We start from the raw sequence: 15,472 nt of genomic DNA on the forward strand, positions 1-15,472 counted from the left end.
GGGGCCAACGGGGTGGTGTGTGTTTCCTGGCAGCAGGTCTCGGTGGGCAAGCACCATGCCGGCGCGCGCTGTGACGTCCAGGTCGGGGAGGAACTGCTGCAGTTCTGGATCGGCAACGAACTCTGCAAGTCCGTGGCTCGCACCAGTCGAGGGGAGGTCCGCAAGAAGCGGGCATCAGTCCCGCACCAGACGACCTGAGCGTCAAGGATCAGCCGAAGACGATCCGTCAACCATCAGCCGACGCTGGACAGCCCCACCGACTCACCGCGAGCCGATGTAGCACTGCGCTTCCGACCACGTCTCCTGCTTCTGGACGCAGCCCGTGATGACGGTGGCGCTCGCGTCGAAGGTCAGGTGGATGCCCGGGCCGTAGTGCTGCACGAAGAGGTCGGCCGGCACCTCGAGGACCTCTGAGCTCATCGGTCCGTCGGGTCCGGCGAACCATCGGCGGATCACCCCGGCGCTCTCCAGGACGAACAGCTGCTCCGCCGACCCGTAGGCGATCGGCTCCGGGGCCGTCGCCAGGTCGGGGTACCGCAGGTAGGGCCCCCTCTCCACCCAGCCGGAGGCAGCCGACCACACCGGACCGGGAGCGGTTCCTCCGCCCGCGTGGACGCCACCACCCCTGCACGTCCACCCGTAGAGCTCGTCATAGGTCAGGCCTCGACCGGCGTCCGGCACCGGCGCCCACGCGCCGTCGACCAGTCGCCGGATCTCGACGTCGTACACCGGGCCGGGACCCTCCGCGGGGATGAACAGTTCGCCTGCGAAGTAGTCCTCGTCGACCACCACGAGGGTGTAGAGCCCGTCCGCCAGGGCGCACACCTGGCCGCCCGGCTCAGCCGCTTCGGCGACCGTGGTTCCTCCGGTCGTGATGTCGTAGCCGATCAGCTGCCCAGCGTTGCGGACCCAGACGACGTCGTCCTGGACGCCGATCAGCTCGACCCCGGGGCCTTCGCCGCCGCTGACCAGACCGCCGAACTCGCGCGCGAACTGCCCCTCGGCGAACGTCGCTCCCCCGCGGTCCACCACGGAGACCTCGACTGCGGTCTCCTCGCAGTCCTCCGCAGCACAGGCGCGGCGCGTGACGACGACGCCGCCGCGGTAGGGCGCCAGCTCGAAGCTCTGACCGGGCAGGCGGACGACGTCTGTGGAAGCACCCGTGTGGTCGATCCGCGACAGCGCCGCGCCGGATCCATCCGGCGTCAGCACCCATGCCTGCCCGTCCCCCGCGACCAGCCCGATCAGCGACTCGACGTCGAAGGTCGACGTGAACTCGTTCGGCGCTTCGGCGACAGCCCGTTTTTCCCCGCCGCGCTCGTCTGCGGGGCTCCCACTCCCGGTGCACCCGGCGACCAGAGCGACCACGAGGGCGCCCGTTCCGAGCGCGAGCCGGCCGGCCCCACGCCGAGTCATCGCACCGCGCTCACTGCGAGTTGATGGAGCACGAGGCCGGCGGCGGGGGCCATGAATCGCCGAACTTCAGGATGCATCCGACGAGGACGGTCGAACTCCTGTCGACCACCAGCCGCGGAACCGGTTCGAACTCCTGGAAGAAGATGTCGGCCGGTACGTCCAGGGTGTCCACGCTCATCGGCCCCTCGGGTCCGGCGAACACCCGGCCGATCACTCCGGGGTTCTGGAGGACGAACCGTTGGTTCCCCTGGCCCTCGGCCACTGCCTCGGGTGCCACCGCGACATCCGGGGGCGCCGTGTAGGGCTGCGCGTCCTCCCAGCCGGAGGCCGGCGACCACGCAGGGCTCGCGGTGTCGGGCTCACCGGTGCGCAGGGCGTCGCCGACGCATTCGCTGTTCAGGAACTGCAGCAAGGGGAAGGTTCGCTGCGTGTCGGGGACCGGGGTCCACTCGTCGTCGACCATGCGACGGATGGCGGTCTCGAACGAAGCGTCTGCCTCCAGGTTGTTGAGGTCCTGGTCAGCGGGCGGCGGCCAGTCGGGCGACACGAGGGTGTAGAGGCCGTCGGACAGGAGACACACGACCCCCATCGGACGCTCCGCCTGGCCGGCTGTCCGCCCGGCCTCCGGGTCGTAGCCGATCAGCCCCTCGGCTGACGTATCCATCCAGATGACTCCGTCGAGGACGCCGATCAACGTGACCGAGTCGACCGTCCCTGACTCGTTGTCGGGAGGGCCTGGTTCGCGCGTGATCTCCTCCTCGGCGACAGTCGATCCGTCGCCGTCCAGGACGAGGACCTCGGTGACCGTCTCCTCGCACTCATCGCCGTCGCAGGCGACATGCGCGACGACGACACCGTCGCCGTAGGCCGCGATGTCGTGCGACTGTCCGGTCAGGCTGACGAGCTCGGTCACCTCGCCGGTGTGATCGACCCGGGACAGCGCCGCACCGTCCTCGTCCTCGTTACCGGTCAGGACCCACGCCTGCCCCTCGCCCGCGACCAGCTCCATCGGCAGCTCGACCTCGAAGGTCGCGTCGAAGTCCGGGGGCGCGCTGGGGCGGGCCTCGTCCTCCGCGGCGTTCCCGTCCCCACCGCACGCCGTCACCAGGGCGAGCACACAGGCAGAGAACCCCAGCGTGAGCAGGCGCGTACCTCGACGGGACATCGGACCTCCGCAGTCGCCGGGCACCAGTTCTACCGCGCCGCCCCACCGGAACGCCTGGACGATGCAGAACCGCAACCGGGAAAGACCAGGCCAGGGCTGCGTTCAGGGCGCCGGAGCTCTCGGGAGGCGAGGAGAGCCGACTCGGGCGAAGCTGCAGTCATGATGACCACGCCTGAGAACGACACCCCGCAGCCGCGCGACATCGCCCTGGAGATGGAGACCCCGGAACAGGCCGCCGAGTTGGAGGAGCAGAGCGAGGCCGAGGGCGACGCAGAGGGTCGCTCCTAGTCGGTCCGGTCTGGTCAGTCCGGCCGGGGGCCGTACTTCTCCTCCAGCGGTGCCCGCTCGGACTCCTGGCCGAAGCTGACCACGCGGCTGACACCGGCCAGCGGTTCCACCGGGTCGTTCACGTACACGGCGAACGAGGTCAGCGGATCGAGGTCGCTCTCCCAGATCAGTCGCGAGCCTTCCTCCGAGAGCGCCTGCGCGTCGGCGCCGGGCGCCACGGTGATCCGCGCGGTCACCGTCGACGGATTCGAGAACTCGTCGAGGTAGTCGACCTCCGCCTCGGCGACGTCCTCGCGCGCCGCGAGCGTCTCCTCGATCTCGGCGGCGATCTCCTCGTTCGACGGCCCAGGCCGGTCCGGCTCCTCGTCCGCGCAAGCCGTCACGAGCAGCAGCGTCGCCGACAGGACGACTCCGCTCAGCAGGCGCGGGGCCACGGGCATGGTCGCTCACTTCCGGCCGATCGCGTAGACGTGCGCCACCACGGTGACCTCCTCGCCCGGCCGGACCAGGAACGCGTCGGCACTCGCCCGGTACGCGGCGATCGAGGGGTCCTCGCTCTGGTCCACGGCCTGGGCGCCGATCCGGTAGGCGTCGCGGATGCTGTGGTTGCGTCCGACGTCCCCGTTCTGGAGGTCGAAGGTCACCGTGGTGACGTTGGCGTCGTCGTCGTTGTCGCGCCCGTCGAGGTGCGGGACGACGTCGGTCGCGTTCTCCAGGGCCAGCACCTGCACCGAGTCGGGGATGCCCGCACGGGCCACCGGTGAGCCGGCCGTGACCACGTTGGTCACGTTGAAGTCGAAGTCGGCGGTGCCGGCGTCGTGCGCCGCCTGCGCGGCGACCATGCCGCCCTGGCTGTGGCCGACCAGCATCACCGGGTCGGTCGACGACGCCCCCGCCCGCCGCAGCGCCTCGGCGATCGCCGCCTGCCGGGTCGTCACGTCACCCCCGAGCACCCGCACGTTGGTGCCCAGATCGTTGGTGGCCGGGTTGACGCCGCCGCCGGGCATGGTCCAGTCCTGCGTGCCGGGGATGTCGACGATGTAGGCCCTCGTGCCGTCGGCCCGGGTGAGCACCCGCACGCCGATCTGGTCCTCCCCCGCGGTCGCTCCCTTGCCGTTGCGCGCGTCGAGGCCCCGCATCAGGTCGGCGATCCCCCGCGGCGGGGCGACGACGTCGAGGTCCGTGTCGTCCGGGAGCGTGGTGACGACGGGGCTCCCGTCGGGCCAGAGCCGCCCCAGCCGGGCGGCCGCGGCGCGGACGTCGCTGCCGCCCAGCCACGGGAGCCCGGGCACCAGCGTGCCCACCAGGCCGGCGAGGCCGGGTGCGGCGTTGGCCGCGGCGTCGACCAACCCGGGGTGCTCGGTGAGCCAGCGCTCCGGGTCGTCCAGGAAGGTCGCGACCTCGAGGGTCGCACCCACCGGGTCGTGCGCGGCGGCGCCGAGGAGTCCCAGCAGCAGGGCCGGCACGGTGACCGGCGCGAGGTAACCCGCCGCCCAGTGCAGCCCGTCTGCCAGTTCGGCCAGGGCTGCGTCGGCGGCCTCGTACGCGGCGGCCGCGGCCTCCAGCGTGACGGCCCGGGCGGTGAAGGTCAGCGCCAGGACGGTCAGCCCGCGCGGTCCGTCGAGCGCCTCGAGCAGCGCCGCCTGGAAGCGCGCCGTGCCCACCGGGTCGAGCAGCGCCGAGGCCAGGACGTCCGGGTCGACCAGCACCCCGTGGCAGCTGACGCCGGTGGAGGCGAGCAGCTCGGCCAGGTCCGCACTGCTGCGGGCCAGCGTTCGCAGGTCGGCGAGCTCCGCCTCGATGCCTCCGGCGCCGCCGCTGACCGCGAGCTCAGGACTGCTCATCGGAGCCCTCCAGCAGCGCGGCGAGGGTGGGCGCCAGCCAGGTGCCGAGGTCGGCGGGTTCCACGGGCACCAGGTCGACCATCCGCTGCGGCGAGCCGTCCGGGCGCGGCCGCAGTCCGACCCAGCCCGCGTCGGTCGCGAGCCAGGAGACCTGCCCCGCCCCCACCTGCTCCCCCGTGCGCCCGAGGACCAGGCAGGTCAGCGAGCCGGCCGTCCGCCGCTCCAGGTCCTGGACCAGCGCCAGGTCGTCGGCGTCGGCCGCGCGGTGCGCGTCCGGCTCGTCGGCGAGCACCACCCACGGAACGCGCCCCGCCGGTGGCCGGGATCCGGCGGACTCCTCCCCCGCGCCGGTGACCGAGGCGGCGTCGGGCACCGCCCGGGCCAGCTCCTCGCCCAGCCGCACCGCCGGAGCCACGGACAGCTCGACGCCGCCGTCGACAGCCGTCAGCACGCTGACCACGACACCGGAGCCCACGGCGATCCACGTTCGCCGGGCACCGCCACGCCCGTCCACGTCCAGTCGCACGGTCACCGCCGGCCGACGCAGCACCACCAGCTGCGCGGCCACCGCCGGCACCGGCTCCGCGTCCGGGGTGATCACTCCACGCTCGACCAGTGCGGCCACCGCGGCCCCCGCGTCCACCCGCTCGATCTCCGCCGGCCCGAAGCCGGGGGGCGCGTCGGGCAGGCGCCCGTCGGCCAGCACCGTCCACTCCGCGGCGCTCAGGACCAACCGCCGGGCAGGCCGCGCCTCCGTCGACGGGCGTCCGACGCGCAGGGACGGCAGCGGGCCTCCGGTCGGTGCGCTCACCACAGCCCCCTCCTGCTCAGCTGCCCGGCGAGCCCGCGCCAGGCGTCCGCGCCGGCCTCCGGCAGCGCGCCGAGCAGGTCGCCGACGTCCTCGAGCTCCTCTCCACCGCGCTGGACCTGCTCGGAGAGCCATCCACGGACGGCCTGCTCGGCGCGGGCGACCGCGGCGAGCCGCTCGCGCACATCGTCGGCGTGCCGGCGCAGCAGGTCCGCGGCCGCCTCCAGCTGGTCCGCCGCGGCGTCGACCGTCGCGCAGTCGGCTGCCAGCTGCCGCCGGTAGGCGGACGCGGCATCGGAGACCCAGCGGGCGCGATGGGCCTGGGCGCGGTGCTCCTCACCGGCCGCGCGCACCTGCCGGGCGCGCTGGTCGAGCTCGGCGGCGAGCGCGTCCAGGGCAGCGGGATCGCCGTACAGCCCCATCGCCACTCCCTCCCGCTCGGACGCCGGGGAGCCTATGTGGATACGGCACGGCACGCGGTCGGATCACCGCCTGCCTGGGGACGGCCGGAGCCTGTCCACAGCGCACTCGTTCGCGCCCCGCACGCGTCCTGAGCACCTGGTTCGGGTAAGGGGCCCCCGTGAGCGCTGACACCGGACCACCGCCCCGCGTCGTGGCGGGCCGCTACGCGCTCGGCGAGATGCTCGGCCAGGGAGGCATGGGCACCGTCTGGCTGGCCACCGATCTCGTCCTCGAGCGGCAGGTGGCCGTCAAGGAGGTGACCTTCTCCATCCACGTCACCGAGGAGGAACGGGCCCTCCTGCGCGAGCGCACCATGCGCGAGGCGCGCGCCGCCGGCCGCCTGGAACACCCGCACGTCGCGACCGTCTACGACGTCGTCGAGGAGGGCGGCAAGCCGTGGCTGGTCATGAAGCACGTGCAGGCGCGCAGCCTGCAGGAGATCGTCGAGGAGCGCGGCGCGCTCCCTCCGGCCGACGTCGCCCGCATCGGGCTGGACGTGCTCGACGCCCTCGGGGCCGCCCATGCCATCGGCATCGTGCACCGCGACGTCAAGCCGGCCAACGTGCTCGTGGGGCCGGACGGCTCGGGGTGCCTCACGGACTTCGGTATCGCGACGACGACGGGTGACTCCAGCCTCACCACGCAGGGCGCTCTCATCGGCAGTCCGTCGTACATGGCGCCCGAGCGGGTCAACGGCGCGGAGCCTCGGCCACCCGTCGACCTGTGGTCCCTCGGCGCGACGCTCTACGCCGCCGTGGAGGGTCGCCCGCCGTTCGACCGCGGCGACGCCTGGCCCACCCTGATGAGCGTCGTCTCCGAGCATCCGGCGCCGATGCTGCGCGCCGGCGCCCTCGGACCGGTGCTGCTGGGCCTGCTGACCAAGGACCCCGCGCAGCGCACCACCGCCGCCACCGCCCGGTCACAGCTCCGCGCTGTGGTCGACGGGCGCGCCCCGGCGCCGGCCGCGGCCCCGGCGCCGGCGCCGCCACCTCCACCGCCGCCGGGACGGATTGCCGGGAACTCCGTGGAACGGATCGACGCCGCCGACCTGCTGGCTCTGGCGTCGGCCTCCCGCTCCCTGCTGGGTTCGGTGGCCCGCGGCGCGCGGGAGCAGGTGCGCGACGCGGCCGACCGGCGCCGCGACCGCAAGGCCGAATCCGCCCCGGCGCCGCCGATGCCCGTCCTCGCGCCCCCGCCACCGCGTGGTCGGCGGTTCAAGCGCCGCTGGGTCGTCGTCCCGGTCGTCGTCACCGTGATCCTGCTGCTGGTCCTCCTGATCGGAGTGGCCCTCGTCCTGGGCGAGTTCTTCGAGGTGGACGACGTCGGGGACCTGGACTAGTCCGGCCGTGCCCCACGTCGCCTCGGGGGCGATTCCGATCCGCACACCGAGCGGCCTGCCCCGCGGCGTCGTAGCGTCCGGCTCGTGAGCGAGCCGAGCACCGACTTCTACGCCCTCGACGATCTCCTCGAGCCCGAGGAGATCGAGATCCGCGACCGGGTGCGGGCCTTCTGCGCCACCGAGGTCACCCCGCACATCAACGAGTACTGGGACCGCGCCGAGTTCCCCTTCGAGATCGTGCCCAAGCTCGCCGGGCTCGGGATCGTCGGCGGGACGATCGAGGGCTACGGCTGTCCGGGCATGAGCGCGGTGTCGGCCGGACTCGTGGCCGCCGAGCTCGCCCGCGCCGACGGCAGCGTCGGCACGTTCAACGGGGTGCACAGCTTCCTCGCGATGCAGTCCATCGCCCTGCTCGGCGACGAGGAACAGCGCGAGCGGTGGCTGCCGGCGATGGCGCGGCTGGAGACGATCGGGGCCTTCGGGCTCACCGAGCCCCAGCACGGCTCGGACGCCGTCGGCCTGGAGACCTCCGCGCGACGGGACGGCGACTCCTACGTGCTGAACGGTCAGAAGAAGTGGATCGGCAACGGGTCGATCGCCGATCACGTCATCATCTGGGCGCGCGGCGAGGACGGCGCCGTCGGCGGGTACGTCGTCGACAAGGGGACTCCCGGCTACGAGGCGACGGTGATGACCGGCAAGACCGCGCTGCGGGCGGTCTGGCAGGCCGAGATCACGCTGACCGACGTCCGGGTGCCGGCGGAGAACAAGCTGGCCAACTGCCACTCGTTCAAGGACGTCTCCCAGGTGCTCGACCGCACCCGCTACACCGTGGCGTGGCGGGCGCTCGGCCTGGCGACCGCCGTGTACGAACTGGCCCTCGCGCACGCGATGCAGCGCGTCCAGTTCGGCCAGCCGATCGCCGGCTTCCAGCTGGTGCAGGACAAGCTGGCCCGCATGCTGGCCGAGATCACCTCCATGCAGCTCATGTGCTGGCGGCTGTCGCGGCTGGCCGACGCGGGCAGGATGACCGCCGCGATGGCCTCCCTGGCGAAGATGAACCACGCGGCCAAGGCCCGGGCGATCGTCGCCGACGCGCGCGACATCCTCGGCGGCGACGGAATCCTCATCGAGCACCACGTCGCCCGCCACCACGCCGACATGGAGGCCGTGTTCACGTTCGAGGGAACCGATTCGGTGCAGGCGCTCATCGTCGGCCGGGAGATCACCGGCCTGTCGGCGATCAGCGGCCGGAAGCCGAGCTGATCGGCGACGCCTGCGTCAGCGGGCGGAGGTGAGGGTCCTGCCGACGGCGGTCAGCCGCGCACACGTGGGGCAGGCGGTGCGCCCGGCGCCCACCCGCTCCCAGCGCTGGGATCCCCAGATCTGCACGATCGCCCCGCAGATGGCCAGTTCGATCTCCCCGTCGAGCTCGGCGGGTGCGCGGTGCGCCTCCACGGCGTGCCAGGGGTGCTGTTCCTCGGCCGGCTCCCCGCCGGACCAGCGGTCCGGGCGGGCGAAGCCGACGGCGTACGTGTCCACGAAACCTTGTGTGCCCGGCTTCACAACTGGTCAACCCCCGTACGAGGGCGAATTCGGCTCCGGTCCGTCCGCCCCGGCGCCAGGGCAGGATCGCGGGCGCGCAGTGGCACCGCCGCGCTACCGTCGGAGCGGCCGGCGAAGGGAGTGCGCACGTGGATCCGCTGACACTGCTCGTCGGTGGCGCGCTGCTCGCCTCCGGTTTCGTCGCGGGCCGGCTCGGCCGCAGACGGCCTGCCCCGCCTCCCCCGGTGGCCCCGGTGTGCGGCTGCGGCCACCCGCTCAGCCAGCACGACCGCGACACGAACACCTGCTACGCCGAGCTCAAGCGCGACAGCTACGACAAGCGCGGCCGCTGGGCCGGGCACAGCTGGGTGCCCTGCACGTGCCGCCAGTACGTCGGCCCTCGCCCGATCGACGAGGTCTTCGCACCTCGCCTGCTCCCGCCGTCGGCCGACTGACGCCGTGACCGAACGCTCCGCGGTGCCGCCGCGACGACGTCGTCGTCCGGGTCTGCTGGCCGCCACCGAGCCCGTGCGGGCGCTGGCCAGCGCCGGCGCGTTCGCCGCCGGCCTCCCACTGCTCCAGCTCGCCCCGCGCGGGGAGCCGCACCCGGTCCTCGTGCTCCCCGGACTGATGGCCTCGGACACCTCGACCCGGGTGCTGCGCATCTGGCTCCGGCGGCTCGGCTACCCGGTCGTCGGGTGGGAACTGGGCCGCAACCGGGGCCCGACGCAAGAGATCGTCGACGCCCTCCCCCGCCTGCTCGACCGGCTGGCCGCGGAGCACGGGACGGCGGTCAGCATCGTCGGCCAGAGCCTCGGCGGGATCTACGCCCGCACCCTGGCGCGGCGGGTTCCGCGGCAGGTGCGCCAGGTCATCTCGCTGGGCTCACCGTTCGGCAGCGGGAACGTCGACGACACCGCCGCCGCGCGGGTGTACCGGCGCTACTCCTCCCAGCACGCGCCGAATGCACGGACGACGCAGCGCCGCTCGACCGCCCGGGGCTCCCTGGCCGGCCCCCTGCCCGTGCCCAGCACCGCCGTCTACTCGCGGTGGGACGGCGTCGTCGACTGGCGGGCGTGCCGCCAGGAGCCCGGCCCGCGGAGCGAGAACGTGGCCGTGCACGCCAGCCACCTCGGCATGGGCCACGACCCGGCCGTGCTCTGGGTGATCGCCGACCGGCTCGCCCAGCCCCGGCACGAGTGGCAGCCGTTCCGCCGGCCCACCCGGTTCGGCCTGGGCGCGCTCTTCCCGCCGGAGGGCTGACCGGCTCAGCGCACCATCGTCAACGACCCAGGCGCCGCGCCAGCTTCCGCACCCCGAGGACGGCCGCACCGGCACCGGCCACCCACGGCCCGGCGACGATGACCGGATCGACCAGATGGTGTCGGGCGTCCACCCGGCCCTTCCGCGAGCGCAGGCCACCGTGGGTGAACTCCGCTCGCACGCCGGTCTCGGTGATCGGGTTGTCCGGCCTGGTGGTGGCGAAGGAACGCAGGTGCTCCTCCATCGCGTCCACCCGGTCGCCGAGGACGAGCAGCAGCCAGTGCGCCAGGCGCCCCTCGCTGAACCGCGCGTAGGAGAGCCTCCGGATCGCCCCGGAGAGGCCCTTCGGGGGCTGCCCCGTCCCGAACACCGGGGTGACGAACGCGTGCTCGATCGACCGTTCCCGCGGCCACTTCTCCGGCTGCCGCTCGGGGAAGTCCCAGTGGGCGCCGGTCGTCTCCGGTGCGTAGTGCAGCTTCGGGTGCGAGGGGCGGTCCGCCGGGTCGAGGTCGACGCCCCATCCGGGGATGCGGGCCCGTAGTTGCTCTGGGGTCTCGCGGGTCGTCCGCTTGTCCCTGACGTACGCGCTCGGGATGCCGGGCTCGGTCATCGTCGCTCCCTCAGGCCGCGCTGGGCAGGATCAGCGGCTTGATGCAGCCGTCGAGCTTGTTGGAGAACACGTGGTAGGCGTCGGCGATCTCCTCGAGCGGGAACCGGTGCGTGACCATGTCGGCGGGCTTGAGGTAGCCGTTGCGCACGTGCTCGAACAGCCGGGGCCACTGCCGCTTCACCGGGCACTGGTTCATGCGCAGCGTGAGCCCCTTGTTCAGTGCGTCACCGAACTTGACCGCGTTCGGGATCGGCCCGTAGGCGCCCATCACCGAGACGGTCCCGCCCTTGCGCACCCCGTCGATCGCCCAGTTCAGCGCGACCGCCGAGCCACCCTGCAGCTTCAGCTTGGCGCCGGTCACGTGCTGCAACAGGTTGCCGTCCGCCTCGGCGCCCACGCACTCGATGGCGACGTCGGCGCCCAGGAAGTCGGTCTGCTTCTTCAGTTCGACGACGATGTCGTCGTATTCGGCGAAGTTCAGCGTCTCGGCGTGGGCGAACTCGCGCGCCTTCTCCAGCCGGTAGTCCAGGTGGTCGACGACGAGAACCCGGCCGGCGCCCATCAGCCAGGAGGACTGCGCCGCGACCAGCCCCACCGGGCCGGCCCCGAACACGACCACGGTGTCGCCCTCGGCGATGTCGCCGAGCTGGGCGCCGAAGTAGCCGGTCGCCGTCGCGTCGGTGAGCAGGACGGCGTCCTCGTCGCTCATCCACTCGGGGATCTTCACCGGGCCGACGTCCGCGAAGGGCACCCGCACGAACTCCGCCTGCCCGCCGTCGTAGCCACCGGTGGTGTGCGAGTAGCCGTAGATGGCGCCGACCGCCGTGGCGTTGGGGTTCACGTTGTGGCAGTTGGAGTACAGACCCCGGGCGCAGAACCAGCACGAGCCGCAGAAGATGTTGAACGGCACCATGACGCGGTCCCCGACCTGCAGGTTCTGCACGGAGGAGCCCACCTGCTCGACGACGCCGATGAACTCGTGGCCGAAGGTGTGCCCGACCCGGGTGTCCGGCATGAGGCCGTGGTAGAGGTGCAGGTCCGAGCCGCAGATCGCCGCCAGCGTGACCCGGACGACGGCGTCGTTCGGGTGCTCGATGACCGGCATCGGCTTGTCCTCGACCCGGATCTTGTACGGGCCGCGGTACGTCATCGCTCGCATGCAGCGGTGACTGTCCCCCGACACCGCGCGCTAACCCTGCTCCGGGAGGGAACCTCCGGCAGGGCCGGTCAGCGCAGCCGCTGCGGCAGCCCCGCGGTGACCAGCCACACCCGCTGCGAGTGCGCCGCGACGCGGGTGTTGAGGACGCCGAGCTCGTCGCGGAACCGCCGTCCCGAGGGGGTGGCCGGCACGATGCCGCTGCCCACCTCGTTGCTGACCGCCACCACCCGGCGGCGAGTGCCGGACCACGCGGTCACCAGCCCGTCGACAGCAGCGGCCAGCCGCCCGTCGGCGCCCGGCGTCTCCGCCCACACCCCGCACTCGTCCATCGTCCCGGCCAGCCACGTGGTCAGGCAGTCGACGAGGACCGGCGGGCCGGAGCGGTCCAGGACGTCGGGCAGGTCGAGCGTCTCGACCGTGCGCCAGGACGCCGGCCGGCGCTCCCGGTGCAGCGCGACGCGATCGGCCCACTCGGGATCGTCGTCGTCCGGCCGTGCTCCGCAGGCGACGTAGTCGACGGTCCGCTCCCCCGTCAACAGTTGCTCGGCGTACGAGGACTTGCCCGAGCGCGCCCCACCGAGCACGAAGACGCGGCGTGGACGGCGGAGCAGCACATGCGGAAGTCTGCCGCACGCGTCACCGGGACCTCGTTTGCCCACGACGACGGCGAGGGCATGGAGCCGGGATGCATGCGGAGCAGGTGACCGACCCGGTGGCGTACCACGGGGAGGGACCGGTGTGGTCGCCCTCCTGGGGCGGGCTGCGCTGGGTGGACATGCTGGCGGGCGACGTGCTGTCCCTGGCCGAGGACGGCTCGGTGGACCGCAGGCACGTCAGCGACGTCGTCGCCGCGATCCGGCCCCGCCGGGCAGGTGGCGCGGTCCTCGGGATCGAGCGGGGCTTCGCCCTGGAGGACGCCGACGGCGAGCTCACCCTGCTCTCTCCGGTCTGGGACGACGAGCGGATCCGGATGAACGACGGGGGCTGCGATCCCGACGGCCGCTTCTACTGCGGCTCGATGGCCTACGACCAGCGTCCGGGCGCCGCCACGCTCCACCGGCTGGACCCCGACGGCACCACGACCGCCGTCGTCGGGGGCGTCACCGTGTCGAACGGGCTGGACTGGAGCCCGGACGGCTCCCGCGCCTACTACGTCGACACCGCGACCCATCGGATCGACGTCTTCGACTACGACCGCGACCGCGGGCTGCACGGCCGGCGGACGTTCGCGGAGGTCCCCGATGGCGGCCTGCCCGACGGACTCACCGTGGACGAGCACGGCGGGATCTGGGTGGCCCTCGCCGACCGCGGCGAGGTGTGGCACTTCTCCGCCGCGGGCGTGCACGACGAGGTGGTGGAGGTGCCCGTCGGCATGGTCACCGCCTGCACGTTCGGCGGCGCCGACCTCGACCAGTTGTTCATCACCACGTCCCGGGAGAACCTGCCTCCCGGCGCCGATCCACTGGCCGGCTCGCTGTTCCGGGCGGCGGTCGGGGTCCGGGGACTTCCCGTGCGCGAGTTCGGCGGCTGATGCCCGCCCCGGCCCGGCCCGATGTGCCAGGCTGCTCCGGGTGAGCGACGTCCAGGTGATCACCAGTCGTGATGTTCCGCTGGGTGGGCCGCGCGCCATGACCGTGCGCCGCACCCTGCCGCAGCGGGCGCGGTCGCTCATCGGTGCCTGGTGCTTCGCCGATCACTACGGCCCGGACGACGTCGCGCACACCGGCGGGATGGACGTGCCCCCGCATCCGCACACCGGCCTGCAGACGGTCAGCTGGTTGTTCAGCGGCGAGATCGAGCACCGCGACACCACCGGCGCCCACGAGATCGTGCGCCCCGGCGAGCTCAACCTGATGACCGGCGGCTCCGGCGTCGCGCACTCGGAGGTGTCCACGCCGGACTGCGGCACGCTGCACGGTGTCCAGCTCTGGACGGCGCTGCCCGAGTCGGCCCGGCACGCCCCGCGGTCGTTCGTCCACCACGTGCCGGAGGTGCTGCAGCTCGACGGCGCCACCGCCCGGGTGCTGCTGGGGACGCTGGCCGGACACACCTCGCCGGTGCCCACCCACAGCCCGCTGCTCGGGGCGGAACTGGTGCTCGAGCCCTCGGCGACGGTCGTCCTCGACGTCTCCCCCGACTTCGAGCACGGGGTGCTCGTGGACGAGGGTCCCGTCGTCTTCGGCGACGTCGAGCTGGCCCGGGCGGAGCTCGGCTACCTGCCCCCGGGTTCCGCGCAGCTGAGCACCCGCAACCCCGGGGACCGGCCGGCGCGGGTGATGCTGCTCGGCGGCGAACCGTTCCGCGAGCCGGTGGTGATGTGGTGGAACTTCATCGGCCGCACCCACGAGGAGATCGCCGGCTACCGCGCGGAGTGGGAGGCCGGCTCCGCCCGGTTCGGGCAGGTCGAGGGGTACGGCGGCGAGGTGCAGCACCTGCCGGCTCCGCCGCTGCCCACCGTGCGGATGAAGGCCCGGATGAACCCTCCGGCGCCCGGTGACCCCAGCGCCTGGGGCTGACCTTCCGCCGGGTGCGCCGCGCCGGCTACTTCGGGACCTGGCGCATGAAGATCGACGGGTGCAGCCCCTCGGCCAGGGGGCGGAACTCCTTCTCCATCTGCTGCCCGAGGTCCTCGAGATCCCACGGCCCGTCGGAGGAGATCGAGGCCCGGACCTCGGGGTTGTTCCACAGCGTCACGCCGTAGCCGGCCGCGCCGAGAGTGCGCCCGGAGATCCAGTCCGAGGCCTCGCTCGCCAGGTAGCTGACGAGCGGCGCGATGTTGTCCGGCGACCTGGAATCGTCCTCTGCCGGCCGGTCCCCGCTGAGCCGCTTCTCCTGCGGGATGGTCGCGGTCAGGCGGGTGGCCGCCCCGGGCGCGATGGCGTTTGCGGTCACGCCGTACCGCCCCAGCGCGTTGGCCACCGAGGCGGTCAGGCCGATGATGCCCATCTTCGCCGCCGCGTAGTTGGGCTGACCCGGTGAGCCCTGCAGGGCCGAGTCCGAGGTGAAGTTGATGATCCGGAAGTGCCCGTCCGGGTTGCGCTGCTGACGCCAGTAGGCGGCGGCCGGCTTGATGGTGCTGAAGTGCCCGCGCAGGTGGACGCGGATCACCGCGTCCCAGTCCTCGTCGTCCAGGTTGAAAATCATCTTGTCGCGGAGGATCCCGGCCACGTTGACGACGACGTCGAGCTTGCCGTAGGTGTCGAGCGCCAGGTCGACCAGTCGCTTGCCGGTCGCGGTGTCGGCGATGTCGCCGCCGTCGCTGACGGCCTCTGCCCCGCCCCGCACGATCTCGTCGGCGATGTCGCGTGCCGGGCCGTCGTCGCCCCCCGTGCCGTCGGGGCCGGCGCCGAGGTCGTTGACGACCAGCTTCGCGCCCTGCTGCGCGAACAGCCGGCTGATGGAGGCACCGATGCCCCGACCGGCCCCGGTGACGATGACGACCCTGCCGTCGAGTGTGCGGCTCATGAGAACACGTTCTACTACTTCGTGACGGCGGCCACAAGGGTGCCTCCGGGCGATTGACAGCCCGCGACACGAGCCCGGATGCTTCGGCAGAACTTGTTCTCTTTGCGC

The 15,472-nt window shown here is 73.0% G+C and carries 18 protein-coding genes and 1 pseudogene; 8 read left to right on the top strand and 11 right to left on the bottom strand.

The window, feature by feature from the left end; all coding sequences use genetic code 11:
• A pseudogene (locus tag BN344_RS20545) lies at positions 1 to 198 on the top strand (hypothetical protein); the annotation flags it as partial.
• A gap of 63 nt (positions 199 to 261) precedes the next feature.
• Here BN344_RS20545 and BN344_RS02400 read toward each other — a convergent pair.
• Positions 262 to 1,416 (bottom strand): hypothetical protein, encoded by a 1,155-nt coding sequence (locus BN344_RS02400; protein WP_040336847.1) that lies wholly within the window; start codon positions 1,414 to 1,416, stop codon positions 262 to 264.
• Positions 1,417 to 1,426: 10 nt separating this feature from the next.
• Entirely contained in the window at positions 1,427 to 2,581 is a 1,155-nt protein-coding gene (locus tag BN344_RS02405) for a hypothetical protein (RefSeq protein ID WP_155858724.1), read from the bottom strand.
• 159 nt (positions 2,582 to 2,740) lie between these two features.
• Here BN344_RS02405 and BN344_RS20975 point away from each other — a divergent pair, with 159 nt between their 5' ends.
• Complete coding sequence (locus BN344_RS20975) at positions 2,741 to 2,869, top strand: hypothetical protein (protein ID WP_269319870.1); 129 nt, start codon at positions 2,741 to 2,743, stop codon at positions 2,867 to 2,869.
• A 14-nt stretch (positions 2,870 to 2,883) separates the two neighbouring features.
• Here BN344_RS20975 and BN344_RS02410 read toward each other — a convergent pair whose 3' ends face one another.
• From BN344_RS02410 to BN344_RS20070, 4 genes are read right to left on the bottom strand one after another with little or no spacing between them, the layout of a single operon-like run.
• Positions 2,884 to 3,309 carry a hypothetical protein gene (locus BN344_RS02410; RefSeq protein ID WP_040336849.1) on the bottom strand — a complete coding sequence of 142 codons (426 nt, stop codon included), beginning with the start codon at positions 3,307 to 3,309 and terminating at the stop codon, positions 2,884 to 2,886.
• A 6-nt stretch (positions 3,310 to 3,315) separates the two neighbouring features.
• Positions 3,316 to 4,713, bottom strand: coding sequence for an esterase/lipase family protein (locus BN344_RS02415; protein WP_051515479.1), 1,398 nt, complete (start codon positions 4,711 to 4,713; stop codon positions 3,316 to 3,318).
• A complete protein-coding gene (locus BN344_RS02420; RefSeq protein WP_166518176.1) occupies positions 4,700 to 5,524 on the bottom strand; it encodes an ESX secretion-associated protein EspG in 825 nt (274 codons plus the stop codon). The genes BN344_RS02415 and BN344_RS02420 overlap by 14 nt, the downstream gene beginning before the upstream one ends.
• Positions 5,521 to 5,943, bottom strand: coding sequence for a hypothetical protein (locus tag BN344_RS20070; RefSeq protein WP_040336851.1), 423 nt, complete (start codon positions 5,941 to 5,943; stop codon positions 5,521 to 5,523). The genes BN344_RS02420 and BN344_RS20070 overlap by 4 nt, the downstream gene beginning before the upstream one ends.
• A 158-nt stretch (positions 5,944 to 6,101) precedes the next feature.
• On the opposite strand from BN344_RS20070, the gene BN344_RS02430 reads away from it, so the two are divergent.
• Both BN344_RS02430 and BN344_RS02435 read left to right on the top strand, forming a co-directional pair.
• Positions 6,102 to 7,322 carry a serine/threonine-protein kinase gene (locus BN344_RS02430; protein ID WP_051515480.1) on the top strand — a complete coding sequence of 407 codons (1,221 nt, stop codon included), beginning with the start codon at positions 6,102 to 6,104 and terminating at the stop codon, positions 7,320 to 7,322.
• A gap of 84 nt (positions 7,323 to 7,406) precedes the next feature.
• Positions 7,407 to 8,588, top strand: coding sequence for an acyl-CoA dehydrogenase family protein (locus tag BN344_RS02435; RefSeq protein WP_040336852.1), 1,182 nt, complete (start codon positions 7,407 to 7,409; stop codon positions 8,586 to 8,588).
• 15 nt (positions 8,589 to 8,603) lie between these two features.
• On the opposite strand, the gene BN344_RS02440 is transcribed toward BN344_RS02435, so the two are convergent.
• Positions 8,604 to 8,864 (bottom strand): hypothetical protein, encoded by a 261-nt coding sequence (locus BN344_RS02440; protein WP_040336853.1) that lies wholly within the window; start codon positions 8,862 to 8,864, stop codon positions 8,604 to 8,606.
• A 152-nt stretch (positions 8,865 to 9,016) separates the two neighbouring features.
• On the opposite strand from BN344_RS02440, the gene BN344_RS02445 reads away from it, so the two are divergent.
• Together BN344_RS02445 and BN344_RS02450 are read left to right on the top strand one after the other, a co-directional pair.
• Positions 9,017 to 9,322, top strand: coding sequence for a hypothetical protein (locus BN344_RS02445; RefSeq protein ID WP_040336854.1), 306 nt, complete (start codon positions 9,017 to 9,019; stop codon positions 9,320 to 9,322).
• A 4-nt stretch (positions 9,323 to 9,326) separates the two neighbouring features.
• A complete protein-coding gene (locus BN344_RS02450) occupies positions 9,327 to 10,130 on the top strand; it encodes an esterase/lipase family protein (RefSeq protein ID WP_155858725.1) in 804 nt (267 codons plus the stop codon).
• 19 nt (positions 10,131 to 10,149) lie between these two features.
• Here BN344_RS02450 and BN344_RS02455 read toward each other — a convergent pair whose 3' ends face one another.
• The 3 genes from BN344_RS02455 to cobU all read right to left on the bottom strand — a co-directional run bounded on the left by BN344_RS02455 (position 10,150) and on the right by cobU (position 12,513).
• Positions 10,150 to 10,740, bottom strand: a complete 591-nt coding sequence (locus tag BN344_RS02455) for a hypothetical protein (protein ID WP_040336855.1) — start codon at positions 10,738 to 10,740, stop codon at positions 10,150 to 10,152.
• Between the two features lie 10 nt (positions 10,741 to 10,750).
• Positions 10,751 to 11,899, bottom strand: a complete 1,149-nt coding sequence (locus BN344_RS02460) for a zinc-dependent alcohol dehydrogenase (RefSeq protein ID WP_040336856.1) — start codon at positions 11,897 to 11,899, stop codon at positions 10,751 to 10,753.
• 68 nt (positions 11,900 to 11,967) lie between these two features.
• Entirely contained in the window at positions 11,968 to 12,513 is a 546-nt protein-coding gene (gene cobU, locus BN344_RS02465) for a bifunctional adenosylcobinamide kinase/adenosylcobinamide-phosphate guanylyltransferase (protein WP_231486431.1), read from the bottom strand.
• Between the two features lie 71 nt (positions 12,514 to 12,584).
• On the opposite strand from cobU, the gene BN344_RS02470 reads away from it, so the two are divergent.
• Both BN344_RS02470 and BN344_RS02475 read left to right on the top strand, forming a co-directional pair.
• Entirely contained in the window at positions 12,585 to 13,430 is an 846-nt protein-coding gene (locus BN344_RS02470; protein WP_040336857.1) for an SMP-30/gluconolactonase/LRE family protein, read from the top strand.
• 40 nt (positions 13,431 to 13,470) lie between these two features.
• A complete protein-coding gene (locus BN344_RS02475) occupies positions 13,471 to 14,415 on the top strand; it encodes a pirin family protein (protein ID WP_197022215.1) in 945 nt (314 codons plus the stop codon).
• A 25-nt stretch (positions 14,416 to 14,440) separates the two neighbouring features.
• Here BN344_RS02475 and BN344_RS02480 read toward each other — a convergent pair whose 3' ends face one another.
• Positions 14,441 to 15,364 (bottom strand): SDR family oxidoreductase, encoded by a 924-nt coding sequence (locus BN344_RS02480; protein WP_040336858.1) that lies wholly within the window; start codon positions 15,362 to 15,364, stop codon positions 14,441 to 14,443.
• Positions 15,365 to 15,472 lie beyond the last annotated feature (108 nt).

Source organism: Candidatus Blastococcus massiliensis AP3, assembly GCF_000582785.1.
Lineage (GTDB): Bacteria > Actinomycetota > Actinomycetes > Mycobacteriales > Geodermatophilaceae > Blastococcus > Blastococcus massiliensis.

Coding starts and splice junctions, on each gene's coding strand:
- BN344_RS02400 (WP_040336847.1), bottom strand. CDS start 1,416: ATGACTCGGCGTGGGGCCGGCCGGCTCGCGCTCGGAACGGGCGCCCTC.
- BN344_RS02405 (WP_155858724.1), bottom strand. CDS start 2,581: ATGTCCCGTCGAGGTACGCGCCTGCTCACGCTGGGGTTCTCTGCCTGT.
- BN344_RS20975 (WP_269319870.1), top strand. CDS start 2,741: ATGATGACCACGCCTGAGAACGACACCCCGCAGCCGCGCGACATCGCC.
- BN344_RS02410 (WP_040336849.1), bottom strand. CDS start 3,309: ATGCCCGTGGCCCCGCGCCTGCTGAGCGGAGTCGTCCTGTCGGCGACG.
- BN344_RS02415 (WP_051515479.1), bottom strand. CDS start 4,713: ATGAGCAGTCCTGAGCTCGCGGTCAGCGGCGGCGCCGGAGGCATCGAG.
- BN344_RS20070 (WP_040336851.1), bottom strand. CDS start 5,943: ATGGGGCTGTACGGCGATCCCGCTGCCCTGGACGCGCTCGCCGCCGAG.
- BN344_RS02455 (WP_040336855.1), bottom strand. CDS start 10,740: ATGACCGAGCCCGGCATCCCGAGCGCGTACGTCAGGGACAAGCGGACG.
- BN344_RS02460 (WP_040336856.1), bottom strand. CDS start 11,899: ATGCGAGCGATGACGTACCGCGGCCCGTACAAGATCCGGGTCGAGGAC.
- BN344_RS02470 (WP_040336857.1), top strand. CDS start 12,585: ATGCATGCGGAGCAGGTGACCGACCCGGTGGCGTACCACGGGGAGGGA.
- BN344_RS02480 (WP_040336858.1), bottom strand. CDS start 15,364: ATGAGCCGCACACTCGACGGCAGGGTCGTCATCGTCACCGGGGCCGGT.